Here is a 15,310-nt window from a genome sequence, read left to right as displayed (position 1 = left end):
GACAAACCCACTTAACGCGAGGGCGGTGATTAACGTGGCGTTGAGAGTTTTCATTCTTTCATCCTTGTTGTATTGATTTGACTGGTCACCAGTCGTGTAGGGTTGAAGTGGGCGCGACAGGTTTAGCCTGCTTAACATGGCGCTCCGTTTTTTGTTGTGACCCATTGGGTATAGCAAGGGGTTTGCCAACTTGTTGTGATAATGTTAACTGTTTGCGCCGAGTCCGGTGATGAGAGGGCTGAGCGAGCCGACTAGGCGTGATGAACGGCGCAATTTAGACGCAGCAACAAGAAAATCGGCCAAATTTGGCTCATCCTTGTGGGGGCTGAGTGATTGGATGCGCCAAATTTGGCCGATGGCAGCGAGTGCTATTTGTGTACCTATTAAGATTCACGCCGTCGCGCGTCCATCAGGCTTGTTGCTAAGCGGCAGAGGGTACAGGCTGGCGCGGTTTTTGAGTTGCTTAAGTTCAGTGAAAGGCACAATCGTCGTCGTACAACAGAGAAGGGAAATCATGGTCAGTAAACCGGCGTGGTGGGCGCTGCACCTCGAGAGCAGTAGAAAAGTCACGGTCTGGATCGTGGTGATTGCAACGGTACTGGCTATTGTTATGGCTCGGTTATGGATCGAGAGTATCGAGACACGACATTTTGCGCAGCTTGATACCGTCGGTGAAGAGAGGCTGAACCTCTACGCCTCTACCGTTGAGGCTGAGTATCAACGCTTTCACTATCTTCCGTTTATTGCCGCGCAAGATGATGACGTGCAGCAGCTGCTGGCAACGCCAAAGAAAACGCGGCTGATTGACGAAGTGAACCAAAAACTGGCTCAGTGGCAAAGTGAATCGGGTGCGGATGCACTGTATCTAATGGACAAATCAGGGCAAGTCCTTGCCAGTAGCAACTGGAACCAAGAGGGCAGCTTTGTCGGTCATGATTACCACTTTCGCCCTTACTTTACCGAGGCGATGGCGGGCCGCAATGGTCGATTTTTTGCCATTGGCGTGACCACAGGTGAACCGGGTCTGTTTCTCTCTCGTCCTGTTCGCGTCGAAAACCAGATTGTTGGTGTCACTGTCCTCAAAGTGGACATGTCTCAATTAGAAGCGAGTTGGCACGCAGGTGGCGAAGGGGTTTGGGTCAGTGATGCTGACGGTGTGATCTTTTTGGCCAGTCAGCCGCATTGGCGATACCGCACCTTGGGCGCGATTTCTGACCAAGTCCGAGAGGCATTACGCCAAGCAAAAAAGTACGCCAATCACCCGATTGAGCCGCTGAGCTATACGGCTTTGCCTAGCTCACCACAAGGAAAAGCAGTGTTGGATCTTCGCGGCGAGGATGGCGTTGCGACACGCTACGTTCTCCATCAACGCGATATTCGTGCGCTCGGTTGGCGATTGGTCTACCTCAGTGATCTGCAAGACCTTACCCAAAGCAAATACAACGCGATGATCGTCTCCGCCTTGCTAACGACGGTGTTAGCGCTGGTGGCGCTCTATTTGATGAGCCGCTTTCGCCATCAGCAGCAGCTCGAATGGCGGGTGGCGCAGCGTACCAACGCCCTCAGGCAGAGTAACTCGCAACTCAAACGAGAGATCGAAGAGCGTATCCGTACGGAAAACATCTTGCGGCAAACCAACGAAGAGTTGATTCAGGCAGAAAAATTGGCCGCGTTGGGTCAACTGTCTGCGGAGTTGGTGCACGAAATTAGTCAGCCATTGCAAGCCACGTTGACCTATCTAGCCAGTACTCAATTATTGGTTGAGCGCGGTGGCTATGAGATGGCCCAAGAGAATCTCGACGAGATCGACCACCTTATTCGCCGCGTGACGAAAATCATCTCACGCTTGAAACACTTTGCCAGCAAGTCGGTCAGCGCGCTATCGCCCGTTGATATCGCGCAGTCAGTGCGCAACGCGCTGGTGGTGGTTCAACCTAGGTTAGACAAACATCACATTGTACTCGATTGGCAGCCGCCGGAATCACCGCTGCTTGTACGCGCGGAGGAGATCAAGTTAGAGCAAGTGTTAGTGAATGTGCTGCGCAATGCCGCCGATGCGATTGCTGAAGACGCCAATACCGCAAAAGAAGACGACACAAACGGGCATCGAGAGCACGGTAAGATTCAGATTCGCACTTGGCAGCAGGGCAGCGAGGTGTTGCTCTCGGTGACCGACAATGGCGCCGGCATCGCGGCGGAACACTTGGCGAGTTTGTTTGAGCCATTTTTTACCACCAAACCGGCAGGGAACGGGGTGGGCTTAGGGCTTTCCGTCTCACGCACGATTGTCGAAGAGTTTGGTGGGCAGTTGGAGGTGATTGCCGCCGACAAGGGCTGCGAGTTTCAGTTGAAACTCCAGTGCGCCGAATCGCCTGAAGCAGAATTAAGGAGTTCCTCATGACACACCCTTTTCCCCCGTTAGACGAGTTGGCGACGCTTGGTCACTCTTTGCCGCCCGAAGTCATCTTGGTTGATGATGAAAGTGCAATCCGCCGAGCGACCAAACAGTGGTTGCAGCTGGCCGGATTGAGGGTGCGAGATTTCGCCGATGCGCAGAGCGCCTTGGCCACCATTGATGCCCAAAGCCATTGTGTGGTGGTGTCTGACATCCGAATGCCAAAAATGGATGGCCTAGCGTTTGCCAAGGCAGTACAAACCATCGACAGTGATATTCCGGTGCTGTTGGTCACGGCGCATGGGGATGTCAAAATGGCGGTCGACGCGATGCGCGGTGGTGTGTATGACTTCATTGAAAAACCAGTAGAGCCAGATTTGTTGATTGACAGAATTCAGCGCGCAGGCGAGAAGCGGCGGCTTGTGTTGGAAAACCGGAACTTGCAGCGCTTACTCAGTCAGCGCCCTACGCTTGAAAGCAGAATGATTGGCGAGTCGCCAGTAATGAATGCCCTTCGTCAGCAGATCTTAATGCTCGGCCAAACTCCCCTGGATACAGTGATCAATGGCTCGACCGGGACCGGTAAAGAGCTGGTGGCGCGATGTTTACATGAGGTGAGCGCACGGCGTGATCATCCCTTTGTGGCGGTCAACTGCGGCGCCATACCGGACAATTTGTTTGAAAGTGAGCTGTTTGGCCATGAGAAGGGCGCGTTTACCGGCGCTCAGTCTAAGCGCATCGGGAAAATTGAGCACTCGAACAAAGGGACGCTGTTTCTTGATGAAATAGAGAGTATGCCGATCAGTTTTCAAATTAAGCTGCTGCGTGTGTTGCAAGAGAGGAAAGTGGAAAGAGTCGGTTCTAACCAAGAGATCGCATTGGATTTGTGGGTGATCGCGGCAAGTAAAGTCGATCTCAAACAGGCGTCTGAACGGGGCGAGTTTCGTGAGGACCTCTATTACCGATTCAATGTCATGGAACTGCATTTGCCAGATTTGGCCGATCGCCGTGAAGACATTCCGCTCTTGTTCGAATTTTTTGCACGCAAAGCCGCGATGCAATACCAACGTGACTATCAGCCGCTCAGCGACCAGGAGAGTTTGCTACTGTGTGAACAAGAGTGGCCCGGCAATGTGCGCCAGTTGAAAAACAGTGCCGAGCGGTATGTATTGGGTATCGGCCAGGGCGTCAATTTGGCCAGTGTACTGGGGACGGAGCCGCTAACGCCGAGCCCGAGCTCAAACAACCTCGCGGATCGCGTGCACAGCTTTGAACGGCAGGTGATTGTTCAAGCGTTTAAACGCCATAAAGGTAACGTGCAAGCAGTGATGGACGAATTGGAACTGCCACGACGCACACTTAACAACAAAATGACGCAATACGATATCCAGCGCCGTGACTTTGTGGATTAAAAACGAGCCGCTAGGTTATTTGCCGTCATTGTCCTCGATGACCGATAATTTGGCGCGAATAAACTCGCTGTGATCCACATACAAGAGTTCAGCGGTTTTTCTGATCACGGCGTCTTCAAGTGGGTCGATGTTGCCGTCGGCGTGTGCGACTTGCCACATGGCTTGAATCAACTCAAAACGCGTCTCTTGGCTGAGTGAACGAAGTTGGGAAGTAAAATCATACAGCGAGGCAGAGTGCTGCGTCGTCTCTTTTGCTCGGGAGAGGAGGTGGGTTGCTTGTTGGTGATCAACCCCGACTAGACGCGACAGCAATTGCTGTTTGGCTTGGGCCTCTTCTGCGCTCACTTGGTGATCGGCACCGGCCACTTCGGACAGCAAACAGGCGATCGCCAGATGCGGATCTTGGCTTGATTGCTCTCCTAAGTCTTTGCCTTCCACCAATTGCTTAAAGAGTTTAGATAGCGCATTCATCATCGTTATGACCTCAATACATTCGATATGATATATACATAGTGATGATTGACAGCGATCACAAGCCTCTTTACACAATCCTTACTTAACGCCACCTAATCGCACCTAGTGGATGAAGTCGGGTCTAACGGGAACTCTTTATGGGTGGAAAAGCGATGCGCTTGCCTTCAGACGTCAAAATTTCGATCGATTTGGGGGCACCTTTTTCATCGAGGTGGAGCTCGCCAATCGCGCTGGCATTAATCAGTCTGCGCAGTCTCTGGCTATCAGGATCACGTTTACGAACCTTCAAACGCTTACGTTTGGTAAACCAGTTGAGTGGCGAGCGCGGTGAATAGAGCAGTCTGTCCGCGTGATCGCAGATCGCCAACAAGGGCTCTGGGAACTGGCTCTTAAAACCACTGCAGGTGAACTGATAAAGGTGTGGGCTATTTTTACGAAAGCGCAACTCTATGTCATAAGCGAAAGAGTAGTGCACATCGCCAGAGAGAATAACAAAGTTGGTCGGCGTCTGGGTATGAGTGAAAATACTCAGTAAGGTGTTGGCACTGCCCGGGTGCGCCATCCAGTTTTCCGCATCCACCATCAAAGGTTTACCTAATAGGGTAACAATGCGTTGTAGCGTTTCGATAAATTTAACGCCAAACATAGGGGCAGGAGAAACGATGATCACTTTTTCTTGATGGAGCAAGGCTTGTTGCAGTTCCATCAACGCTTCCCAATCCATCAAGCCCGACGGTTTGTTCATCCTAGATTCCGAGCGCCAGCGGCGGGTACGGGTATCGAGCACCACCACCTTAGGCGAGGTGTCAATGGTGTAATGCCACTGCTCAAAACTGAGCAAATGCGCGATAAAAGCATCGTGATGCTGGGGGGCGCGGTCTTCAAAATAGCGCTGCGCTAGACTGATAAACTCGGCGTCAAAATGGTCGGGCTCATTGCCCCAACCCTGACACAACCAGTAGCCGATGAGCGCGTTGCCAATAATCCGTTTGGAAAAGGGGTGCTGATAGACCTGATATTCCCAGCCGACGGTTAAATTCCAATCATCGGTGACATCGTGGTCGTCGAAAATCATGTAAGTGGGAATATGAGCCAACAACCGTGCTACCTTGGGCAAGCCCACCACAAACGCCTCCATGACGTTGGCTTCGTGCTCAAATGTGGTTTGCCATTGCTCGGGAATGGTCGGTAGTTCCGTCTCAGTGTTAGGCTTGTTGAGGCGTTCTCGATCCACATGTCGCCATAAGACGGGCGACCACACCAATAGATACATCGCGATAAATTCCGCGCAAGCAATCAGGTGGTTCTCTGCCCCCGTGGCGCTGAAAACAGGCTGCTCAGAGGGCTTAAAAAAGGCGTGCCACCAGCGCTTGTCTGGGTGGTAGGTGGGCAAAATGTGCTCTCGGCCATAAAGGTGATGAGTGTGTCGGCGCAGCGCTTTGTCATTGTCAACACAGGCCCCTTCAAACATCTCTCCTCTCAGACCGAGCAGAACGATAACTTGATCAATGGCATCTAATGTCGGCCCTGCAACATGATCGGCGTAGATTTGGTCACCGGCCATCATCAGCAAATCTGGCCGCTCTTCAGGTGATTGGGCAGAGACTTTCGCTTCCATTGCCACCAATGCATCACCGCTGGGGTGATGTGGGTTGCGGCACGACCCATGCACAACGTAGTTTGCTTGGGTCGACAGGTGAAAGTGTAAGCGGGTCTCACCGGGATAGAGCAAATAAGGCGCCAGTTCAGCCAGGCCACCGTGAGGGGTGACAAAGTCGTAACTCAGTGTTTCGTTGGCTGGGAAATGGCCGCGAAAATGTGCCAAGGTCACGTACGCGTGTTCGCCTATCTGAATCGATGAACACTGACTGAGTGAATCCTTCAATAGCGGTTGCCCTTGCTGGTAGAGCTCAAAAGAGCCGTGCAAAGGGGCAGAGGTGACCAACCAAAACACTAGGTGTTCAGGCGTCGCTTTGCGCAGGATAGGGCCTGCAATGAGGTAAGGTAGTGTCGTTTCTTTACTCATCACTCTCTTTGGGGGTTGATGGCTCGGGTGCCAGCTCGGGGCCTTCGAGTCGCTCTATCACTTCTGAACTGGATTGCTCATGCGCCATCAAGACCAAAGCCAGCAGTGCATCGATTTTGCTTTCGCTATCACTAGGCTCATTGAGTAGCGAGCCTAAGCGTTGTCGAATGAGCTCAATTTCGTGCTCGACAAAGCCTCGCCCTTCTTCCTCTCCGGAGGATTCATCAGGTGCAGTATCAAAATGCATAAACAGCAGATCACCGTCAACGTGAGTGTCGAGGAGTTGCTCGGGTAACCACTCATCGCCGGTGACGATGTCTGGGTCGTCACCTTGAGGTAACGCGCTTAGAAGTTTCTTTAGTTCAGATGCTTTCACAATGGTTCGATTTAAGAGATCATATAGCTATTCTAGCGGCTAACCGCGCTCAAACATAAGTACTAAGCACACTGATTGGCGACAAATTGTGTGGTTCAATCAATATTGGATACAAAATGGCAACAATCTCATCTCTTCATTGGCGCTCGTTTTCCTGCACCGCAGCGCTCACTTTAGCCGGCGTCAGTACTGCTCACGCAGACGTCTCTCAACCGGTTACGCAAAGTGAGCAGCAGTGGGGCATTGCAGCCATGGTGCGTACTGCGTCCATCCCATTTGATACGACGACTGGCGATCAATCGGTCAACACCTTCATTCCTATGCTGTTTTTTAGCGGCGACACCTTTTACATCGATGGCACTGAAGGCGGGGCGCATCTTTGGCGTGACGACAGCGAACAATGGCAACTTAATGCGTTGATGCGCTTGCGATTTGTCGACGTCCCTGCCTCAAAGCAAAACCAGCTTATCACCGACACGCTAGACGCCGGATTACAAGCACAATATAAGATCAATGATGAATGGCGAATGAATACCGAGTTAATGGCGGATTCGGATTTTCGCTTTCACGCCAACCTGACGTTTAAAGGGGAATATCAGTCGGGTGATTGGCAATGGTCACCGTATGCCAAAGTGCGCTACAAAGACGCTGACTTCAACAGCTACTACTACGCGATGTCCGAGTTTAGTGGCGAGACGGTCGGGGCAGGCGTTGATGTGAATGTGGGAATGAGTGCACGTTATCATGTGATCTCGAATCTCTATCTTTTGGGTGAGACCAGTGTAACGCGCCTTGATGATAATGCCTATCAGGCCAACATTGTTCAAGACCGCTATCAAGGTGAGCTGTTTCTCGGCTTTGGCTTTTTTAATGATCAAGCACGCGCGCCAAAGTCTGAGCTGAATAACCATCGTTATCTTCGCGTCGCACACGGCTGGGCGACACCATCGAATATCGGTGAAATCTTCCGTTTTGATGCGGAAAAAGATCCTGATAACAACCAGTTGACGTCGCTGTTTTATGGTCATCCCTTAACGGATGAGTTGTTTGGCTTGCCGCTGGATATTTATTTAACGCCGGGGATCGTTCACCACTGGTCATCGGACGTACAATCGGCGTCAACCGAATACGTCGCGGCGATCAAAGCCTACTACACGTTCAACTGGCCAACGCAATGGCGCTTTGGCGTCGCGGAGGGGATGTCGTACATTGACAGCATCACCCATATTGAGGGGACAGAAATGGAACGTAAAGATAGAGAACCCAGCAAGCTTCTCAACTATCTTGATTTCTCATTTGATGTCAATGTGGGGTCATTGCTCGGCAATACCGACCTGAAACGTCTCTGGTTTGGCTACTCTCTGCATCATCGCAGCGCCATTTTCGAAAAAGCCTCCCAGTATGGTCGCATTAAAGGTGGCAGTAACTACAACACCGTGTATCTGCAATACGAGTTCTAATGAGTGGGCGTATTGGCGCTTCCTTTTCCTGTCACGCGCCCAGCATGTTTGCGACGGGCGCGTCGCCACACAGTTGTGATACAATCCGCGCAGTTTTATCGACAGTAACAAAATAGGACATGCTTTGACCTCGTCACAGCCAGATAAAAAGAGCGCGCCAGCCGCGCAAGTGAATTCACCCGCTCAATTACGTAAGGCGCTGGAGCAGTGTATGCTTCGCGATCGCTTTCGTTTCAGTAAACGCATCAGCGGGGCAAGTAAAATCAAAAAGGACGCGGCGCGTCATGCCGCGTTTGATGACATCGCACTCGATATGGCCAAGTCTATCATGCAGGCCGAGCTGCGAGGGCAACACACGCCGACTATCGACTACCCAGCGCAGCTGCCGGTCAGTCAAAAGAAAGACGACATCGCGAAGGCGATTGCTGAGCATCAGGTCGTGATTGTGGCCGGTGAAACCGGCTCAGGTAAAACGACTCAGTTGCCTAAAATTTGTGCCGAGCTTGGCCGTGGTCAGTATGGCTTGATTGGCCATACCCAGCCCCGTCGTCTTGCAGCGCGCTCAGTAGCGAACCGTATTGCTGAAGAGATGGAAACGCCGCTCGGTGAGTTTGTCGGCTACAAAGTGCGTTTTAACGATCAGATTTCTGACAACACCCAGATCAAGTTGATGACAGACGGTATTTTGCTGGCTGAAATTCAACACGATCGTTTTCTCAATCAATACGACACCATCATTATCGATGAAGCGCACGAGCGCAGTCTGAACATTGATTTCATCCTCGGCTATCTGAAAGAGCTGTTGCCAAAGCGCCCAGATCTGAAAATCATCATTACCTCGGCGACCATCGATCCAGAGCGTTTTTCAAAGCACTTCAACCAGGCTCCGATCATTGAAGTTTCTGGTAGAACCTACCCAGTGGAGACGCGCTATCGCCCACTGAGCGGTGAAGACGAAAGCGATCGTGATCAGCTTGAAGGTATTTTTGATGCGGTGGATGAGCTGTGCGATGAAGGGCTCGGCGACATTTTGATCTTCATGAACGGTGAGCGTGAAATTCGCGACACCGCGGACGCACTCGCTAAGCGCAACCTGAAAAGTACCGAAATTGTGCCTTTGTACGCGCGATTGTCTGCAGGTGAGCAGAACAAAATTTTCCAACCTCACGCAGGGCGTCGAATTGTGCTCGCGACCAACGTCGCGGAAACCTCGCTAACGGTACCGGGAATCAAATACGTGATTGATCCTGGTACGGCGCGCATCAGTCGTTATAGTTACCGCACCAAAGTTCAGCGCTTACCGATTGAGCCCATTTCACAAGCCAGCGCCAATCAGCGTAAAGGTCGCTGTGGACGTGTGGAAGAGGGGATCTGTATTCGCCTCTACTCAGAAGAGGATTTTAACTCTCGCCCAGAGTTTACCGATCCTGAGATCTTGCGCACCAACTTAGCGTCAGTCATTTTGCAGATGACGGCTCTGGGTCTTGGTGATATCGAAGCTTTCCCATTTGTTGAAGCGCCTGATAAGCGAAACATCCAAGACGGTGTGCGTCTGCTCGAAGAACTTGGGGCGATCAACGAAAAAGCCAAAGATCCGAAAAAACGTCTTACTCCGACTGGGCGTCAATTGGCCCGTTTGCCGATTGACCCACGTTTGGCGCGTATGGTGTTGGAAGCGCCGAAGTATGGCGCACTCAAAGAGGTGATGGTGATTGCCTCTGCGCTCTCCATTCAAGATCCGAGGGAGCGCCCAAGCGACAAACAGCAATCGTCCGATGATAAACATCGCCGCTTTTTCCATGAAGAGTCGGACTTTCTGACCTTCGTTAACCTATGGGATTACATCCAAAAGCAGCAGAAAAAATTGACGGGCAACCAGTTCCGTAAGCAGTGTAAAGAGGACTATCTCAACTACTTGCGAATTCGTGAGTGGCAAGATGTCTATTTCCAACTGCATCAGTCAATGCGAGAGATGGATGCAAAACTCAATGATGAGCCTGCGAGTTACCAAGGGGTGCACAGTGCACTGCTAGTGGGGCTATTGTCTCATATCGGTATGAAAGATCAGGAGAAGAATGAGTACCAAGGGGCACGTAATGCGCGTTTTCATATCTTCCCTGCCTCTGGCCTATTCAAAAAGCAACCTAAGTGGATTGTCTCTGCCGAGCTGGTGGAAACATCCAAACTTTGGGGCCGCATTATTGCCAAGATTCAGCCTGAGTGGGTGGAACCTCTAGCGAAGCACCTAATCAAACGAAGCCACAGTGAGCCTCATTGGTCGAAGAAACGCGCAGCGGTCATGGCGTATGAAAAAGTGATGCTGTATGGCATCCCTATTGTACCCAAGCGCTTAGTCAACTACGGAACGATTGATGCTGCGGTCAGCCGCGAAATCTTCATTCGCAGCGCATTGGTTGAGGGAGAGTGGGAAACCAAACACGCTTTCTTCAAGCAAAACCGTAAGCTACTCCAAGAAGTGGAAGAGCTCGAGCATAAGTCACGTCGACGAGATATTTTGGTCGATGATGATGAGCTGTTTGATTTTTACGATCAGCGTGTGGGGACGGACGTCGTTTCTGGGCGCCATTTCGATACTTGGTGGAAAGCGGCGGCAAAAGAGAATCCTGAGCTGCTCAATTTCGAGAAAGAGATGCTGTTCAAAGGTGATGCGAGCCATGTGACTGAGCTCGATTATCCGAATTTCTGGTATCAAAATGGTCTCAAACTCAAATTGAGCTATCAGTTCGAGCCCGGTGAGAATAGTGACGGCGTCACTGTGCACATTCCACTGCCGATTTTGAACCAAGTGGAACCCGTGGGGTTTGACTGGCAAATTCCTGGCCTGCGCCATGAGTTGGTTGTCAGCCTGATTAAATCCTTGCCCAAAACGGTGCGGAAAAACTTTGTCCCCGCGCCCAACTACGCGGATGCCTTTCTTGCCCGTGTGACGCCGATGGCGCTGCCACTGCTCGATGCATTGGAAAAAGAGCTGCGCCGCATGACGGGTGTGGAAGTGTTACGTGAAGATTGGAATCTTGCTCAGCTCCCTGATCATTTGAAAGTGACGTTCCGCGCAGTTGATCATCGCAACCGTAAACTGAAAGAGAACAGCGATTTGCACGCGCTCAAAGAGAGCCTGAAAGAGCAGGTGCAAGAGACGTTATCGAAAGTGGCCGATGATGATATCGAACAGCAAGGTCTGCACACGTGGAGTTTTGGTGAACTGCCAAAAGTCTACCAGCAGAAGCGGGGTGGGTATGATGTCAAAGCTTACCCTGCCATCATTGATGGCAAAGACAGCGTAGAAATCAAGCTATTTGAAACCGAGCAAGAGCAGATTCAAGCAATGCAAGCGGGTCAGCGCCGTTTGATTTTACTCAATGTGCCATCGCCGATTAAGTATCTGCACGCCAATCTGCCCAACAAATCGAAACTCGGTCTCTACTTTAACCCGTATGGCAAAGTGATGGACTTAATTGATGACTGCATCGCGTGTGGCGTCGATAAGCTCATTGAAGAGCAGGGCGGCTTGGTGTGGCAGCCTGAACAGTTTGAGCAGCTGAAAGAGCATGTACGCGGCGAGCTTGGTGACACAGTCGTGGATATCGCCAAGCAAGTCGAAACAATATTAACGACCGCGTTTAGCATCAACAAAAAGCTCAAAGGCAAAATCGACTTTACGATGGCGTTCGCCTTATCAGACATCAAAGCGCAAATCGAGGGGTTGATCTTCAAAGGGTTTGCGACGGAATGCGGCTGGAAGCGATTGCCAGACATCTTGCGTTACATGAAAGCGATTGAACGTCGGATGGAAAAACTGCCCATCGACCCGAATAAAGATAGGCTGCATATGCTGAAAATTGAGTCGGTGACCAATGATTACAAGGAGCTGCTCAATAAGATCCCTAAAGGGATGGCCATTCCTGAGTCCGTTAAAGAGATTCGCTGGATGATAGAGGAGCTGCGTGTCAGTTACTTTGCCCAGCAACTGGGTACGCCGTACCCGGTGTCAGACAAACGGGTGAAGAATGCGATAGATGATATCTAAGGTTACTTACCGAGTACGATTAAGCAGTGAATAGATAGGCATAATACTTGCTTAGATTTAATCACGGTACGGTATTTTGACGATTGACAGGTAATGGATTGCCGCTTGCTACTCTCCATTACCTTTTTAAACGAGAGAAGGTTAATTATGAAAAAAACACTACTAGCGCTCGCTTTGATTGGGGCATCAGCGACCGCGTCAGCAGACTCATGGATTTACGGCGGCGCTTCAGTCGGTAACTCGGATTTCTTAGGAGATAGTTCAACGGCGTACAATGTTCATGTCGGTACGGGTATTTTGCCTTTTATTGGCCTTGAGGCGGGCTACAACAATCTTGGTGAGTTTGAGACGGGTACTTCAAAGGTCAAACTAGACAACGTTTACTTTGCGGCAAAACCAAGCATCAATCTTGGTCCCCTTCAAGTGTATGGTAAAGCTGGCGTGCACTCTTGGGAGCAATCTTCAAGCAACGCAGCACTAGAAGATGATGGCTACGACATCATGCTTGGTGTGGGTGCAGACTACCAAATCTTTGGCCCGCTCACTGTCGGTGCCAAATATGAGAACTACAAAATGGATAAAGAAGACATGGGTGTGTTCTCGCTAACGGCGTCATTGAACTTCCTGTAATCTTTGTTTACCAAATTTCTTAAGCGGCCAAATTGGCCGCTTTTGGGTTTTATACCTTCCCATCCAGCCTTAACGTAATCCTCGCGTAAGCCGGCTAAACCTAAAGCCATAGGTTTTGACGATTGAATATATAGGCGAAATAACCTCGTGAAATAGACAAATCTTTTCTATGCTTCCTGTGTCAATTCAAGCAATTCCTACACAACGTCAGGCTGTGTTTTTGATTTAGATCAAATAGGGTTTTCAGTGCCCCTGCCAACATAGATGTGGTTTAGGAACAAATACACAAGAGCAAGAAAGGGATAAGCAATGAAAGATCAAAGCACTCAAGGGGCTGGTCAATGCCCGGTAATGCACGGTAGCCATACCGATGCCAGTTCATCCAATGTCGCGTGGTGGCCAAAGGCGTTGAACCTAGACATCTTGCATCAACATGACAGCAAAACGAATCCTCTCGGCGCGGATTTCAACTATCGAGAAGAGCTCAAAAAACTCGACGTAGAAGCGCTTAAACAAGATTTAAAAGCGTTGATGACCAACAGCCAAGAGTGGTGGCCTGCAGACTGGGGACACTATGGTGGCTTGATGATTCGTATGGCGTGGCACTCAGCAGGTAGCTACCGTACCGAGGACGGTCGCGGGGGCGGTTCGACCGGTAACCAGCGCTTTGCACCACTCAACTCTTGGCCAGATAACGCCAACCTAGACAAAGCACGTCGGTTACTTTGGCCAATCAAACGCAAATACGGCAACAAAATCAGCTGGGCGGATTTAATGATTCTTGCCGGTAATATGGCGTATGAATCAATGGGCTTTAAGACCTTTGGTTTTGCCTTTGGTCGTGAAGACATTTGGCACCCAGAAAAAGACATCTATTGGGGTAGCGAGCAAGAGTGGCTAGCGCCATCTGGCTCAGAGAATAGCCGTTACTCCGGTGAGCGTGATCTTGAAAACCCATTGGCTGCGGTAATGATGGGCCTTATTTACGTTAACCCAGAAGGGGTCGACGGTAACCCAGATCCACTCAAAACCGCTCAAGATATGCGCGTGACGTTTGCGCGTATGGCGATGAACGATGAAGAGACAGTGGCACTGACGGCAGGTGGACACACCGTCGGTAAGGCGCACGGTAACGGTGACGCGGGCGAGCTTGGTCCAGATCCAGAAGCCGCAGGTCTTGAAGAGCAAGGCATGGGCTGGATGAACCATAAGTCGCGTGGCATTGGTCGCAACACAGTGACCAGTGGTATCGAAGGTGCCTGGACAACTAACCCAACCCAATGGGACGACGGCTACTTTGATTTGCTGTTTAAGTATGAGTGGCAGCTCACCAAGAGCCCAGCTGGTGCGTGGCAATGGGAGCCGGTGGATATCGCAGAAGAAGATAAGCCGGTTGATGTGGAAGACTCATCAAAACGTTACAATCCAATGATGACAGACGCTGACATGGCGCTGAAAGTGGATCCTGAGTACCGTAAGATTTCTGAACGTTTCCACAAAGATCCTGCCTATTTCGATGAAGTATTTGCTAGAGCATGGTTCAAGTTAACCCACCGCGATCTTGGTCCGAAAGCACGTTACTTTGGCCCTGATGTACCAGCGGAAGATTTAATTTGGCAAGACCCAATCCCAGCAGGGAAATCCGACTACGATGTTGCGGGTTTGAAAGCCGCGATCGAAGCAAGCAACCTGAGCGTCAGTGAATTGGTGACAACGGCTTGGGATAGCGCTCGTACCTTCCGTGGTTCGGATAACCGTGGCGGTGCAAACGGTGCGCGTATCCGTCTTGCTCCACAAAATAACTGGGAAGGCAACGAGCCTGAGCGTTTAGCCAAGGTACTGGCTGTGCTAGAACCGCTTGCTGCGCAGTTTGGCGCTAGTGTTGCGGATACCATCGTACTTGCCGGTAATGTCGGTGTTGAAAAAGCGATTAAAGCGGCTGGGTTCAATGTACCTGTTCCATTTGCACCGGGTCGAGGTGATGCGACCGATGCGATGACAGATGTGGAGTCTTTCGACGTGCTGGAGCCTTTAGCGGATGGTTTCCGTAACTGGCAGAAGAAACATTATGTGGTGAACCCAGAAGAAATGCTGCTCGACCGTGCTCAGCTGATGGGCCTAACGGCGCCAGAAATGACAGTACTGCTTGGTGGCCTGCGCGTTATTGGCACCAACCACGCTAGTACAGAGCATGGTGTGTTTACTGACCGTGTCGGAGCACTGACCAACGACTTCTTCGTTAATCTAACGGATATGGCCTACAGCTGGGAACCGAAAGGTCGCAACCTGTACCACATCAATGACCGTAAGACAGGCGAAACTAAGTGGACAGCCACACGCGTTGACTTAGTCTTTGGTTCTAACTCTATCCTGCGCGCTTACGCTGAGGTGTACGCACAAGACGACAACCAAGAGAAATTGGTTAAGGATTTCGTCGCGGCGTGGACCAAAGTTATGAACGCGGATCGTTTTGATTTAGCGTAACTCTT

9 protein-coding genes are annotated in these 15,310 nt (G+C 50.8%); 6 read left to right on the top strand and 3 right to left on the bottom strand.

What is annotated here, in order from left to right; all coding sequences use genetic code 11:
• Positions 1-514 precede the first annotated feature (514 nt).
• Both AC6R0S_RS11215 and AC6R0S_RS11210 read left to right on the top strand, forming a co-directional pair.
• Positions 515-2,401 (top strand): sensor histidine kinase, encoded by a 1,887-nt coding sequence (locus AC6R0S_RS11215; protein ID WP_500637941.1) that lies wholly within the window; start codon positions 515-517, stop codon positions 2,399-2,401.
• The gene (locus AC6R0S_RS11210) at positions 2,398-3,807 is read left to right on the top strand and encodes a sigma-54-dependent transcriptional regulator (protein ID WP_500637940.1); all 1,410 of its coding nucleotides are present in this window, start codon (positions 2,398-2,400) and stop codon (positions 3,805-3,807) included. The genes AC6R0S_RS11215 and AC6R0S_RS11210 overlap by 4 nt, the downstream gene beginning before the upstream one ends.
• A gap of 15 nt (positions 3,808-3,822) precedes the next feature.
• Here AC6R0S_RS11210 and AC6R0S_RS11205 read toward each other — a convergent pair whose 3' ends face one another.
• The 3 genes from AC6R0S_RS11205 to AC6R0S_RS11195 all read right to left on the bottom strand — a co-directional run bounded on the left by AC6R0S_RS11205 (position 3,823) and on the right by AC6R0S_RS11195 (position 6,683).
• Positions 3,823-4,281, bottom strand: a complete 459-nt coding sequence (locus AC6R0S_RS11205) for a tellurite resistance TerB family protein (RefSeq protein WP_500637939.1) — start codon at positions 4,279-4,281, stop codon at positions 3,823-3,825.
• Between the two features lie 121 nt (positions 4,282-4,402).
• On the bottom strand, positions 4,403-6,307 hold the full coding sequence (locus tag AC6R0S_RS11200; protein ID WP_500637938.1) for a metallophosphoesterase family protein: 1,905 nt from the start codon (positions 6,305-6,307) through the stop codon (positions 4,403-4,405).
• Complete coding sequence (locus tag AC6R0S_RS11195; protein WP_487901179.1) at positions 6,300-6,683, bottom strand: VC1380 family protein; 384 nt, start codon at positions 6,681-6,683, stop codon at positions 6,300-6,302. The genes AC6R0S_RS11200 and AC6R0S_RS11195 overlap by 8 nt, the downstream gene beginning before the upstream one ends.
• 116 nt (positions 6,684-6,799) lie before the next feature.
• Between AC6R0S_RS11195 and AC6R0S_RS11190 the strand changes: the two genes are divergently transcribed.
• The 4 genes from AC6R0S_RS11190 to katG all read left to right on the top strand — a co-directional run bounded on the left by AC6R0S_RS11190 (position 6,800) and on the right by katG (position 15,305).
• The gene (locus AC6R0S_RS11190) at positions 6,800-8,143 is read left to right on the top strand and encodes a MipA/OmpV family protein (protein WP_500637937.1); all 1,344 of its coding nucleotides are present in this window, start codon (positions 6,800-6,802) and stop codon (positions 8,141-8,143) included.
• 124 nt (positions 8,144-8,267) lie between these two features.
• Positions 8,268-12,191, top strand: a complete 3,924-nt coding sequence (gene hrpA / locus AC6R0S_RS11185) for an ATP-dependent RNA helicase HrpA (protein WP_500637936.1) — start codon at positions 8,268-8,270, stop codon at positions 12,189-12,191.
• A gap of 147 nt (positions 12,192-12,338) precedes the next feature.
• Positions 12,339-12,821, top strand: a complete 483-nt coding sequence (locus AC6R0S_RS11180) for an outer membrane beta-barrel protein (protein ID WP_487901182.1) — start codon at positions 12,339-12,341, stop codon at positions 12,819-12,821.
• A 309-nt stretch (positions 12,822-13,130) separates the two neighbouring features.
• Positions 13,131-15,305 carry a catalase/peroxidase HPI gene (gene katG / locus AC6R0S_RS11175; protein WP_500637935.1) on the top strand — a complete coding sequence of 725 codons (2,175 nt, stop codon included), beginning with the start codon at positions 13,131-13,133 and terminating at the stop codon, positions 15,303-15,305.
• Positions 15,306-15,310 lie beyond the last annotated feature (5 nt).

This window comes from Vibrio sp. R15-SG3-ISO1B, from assembly GCF_059833835.1.
The sequence above is the reverse complement of the archived record's forward strand: the minus strand, read 5'-3'. Positions and strand labels throughout refer to the sequence as shown.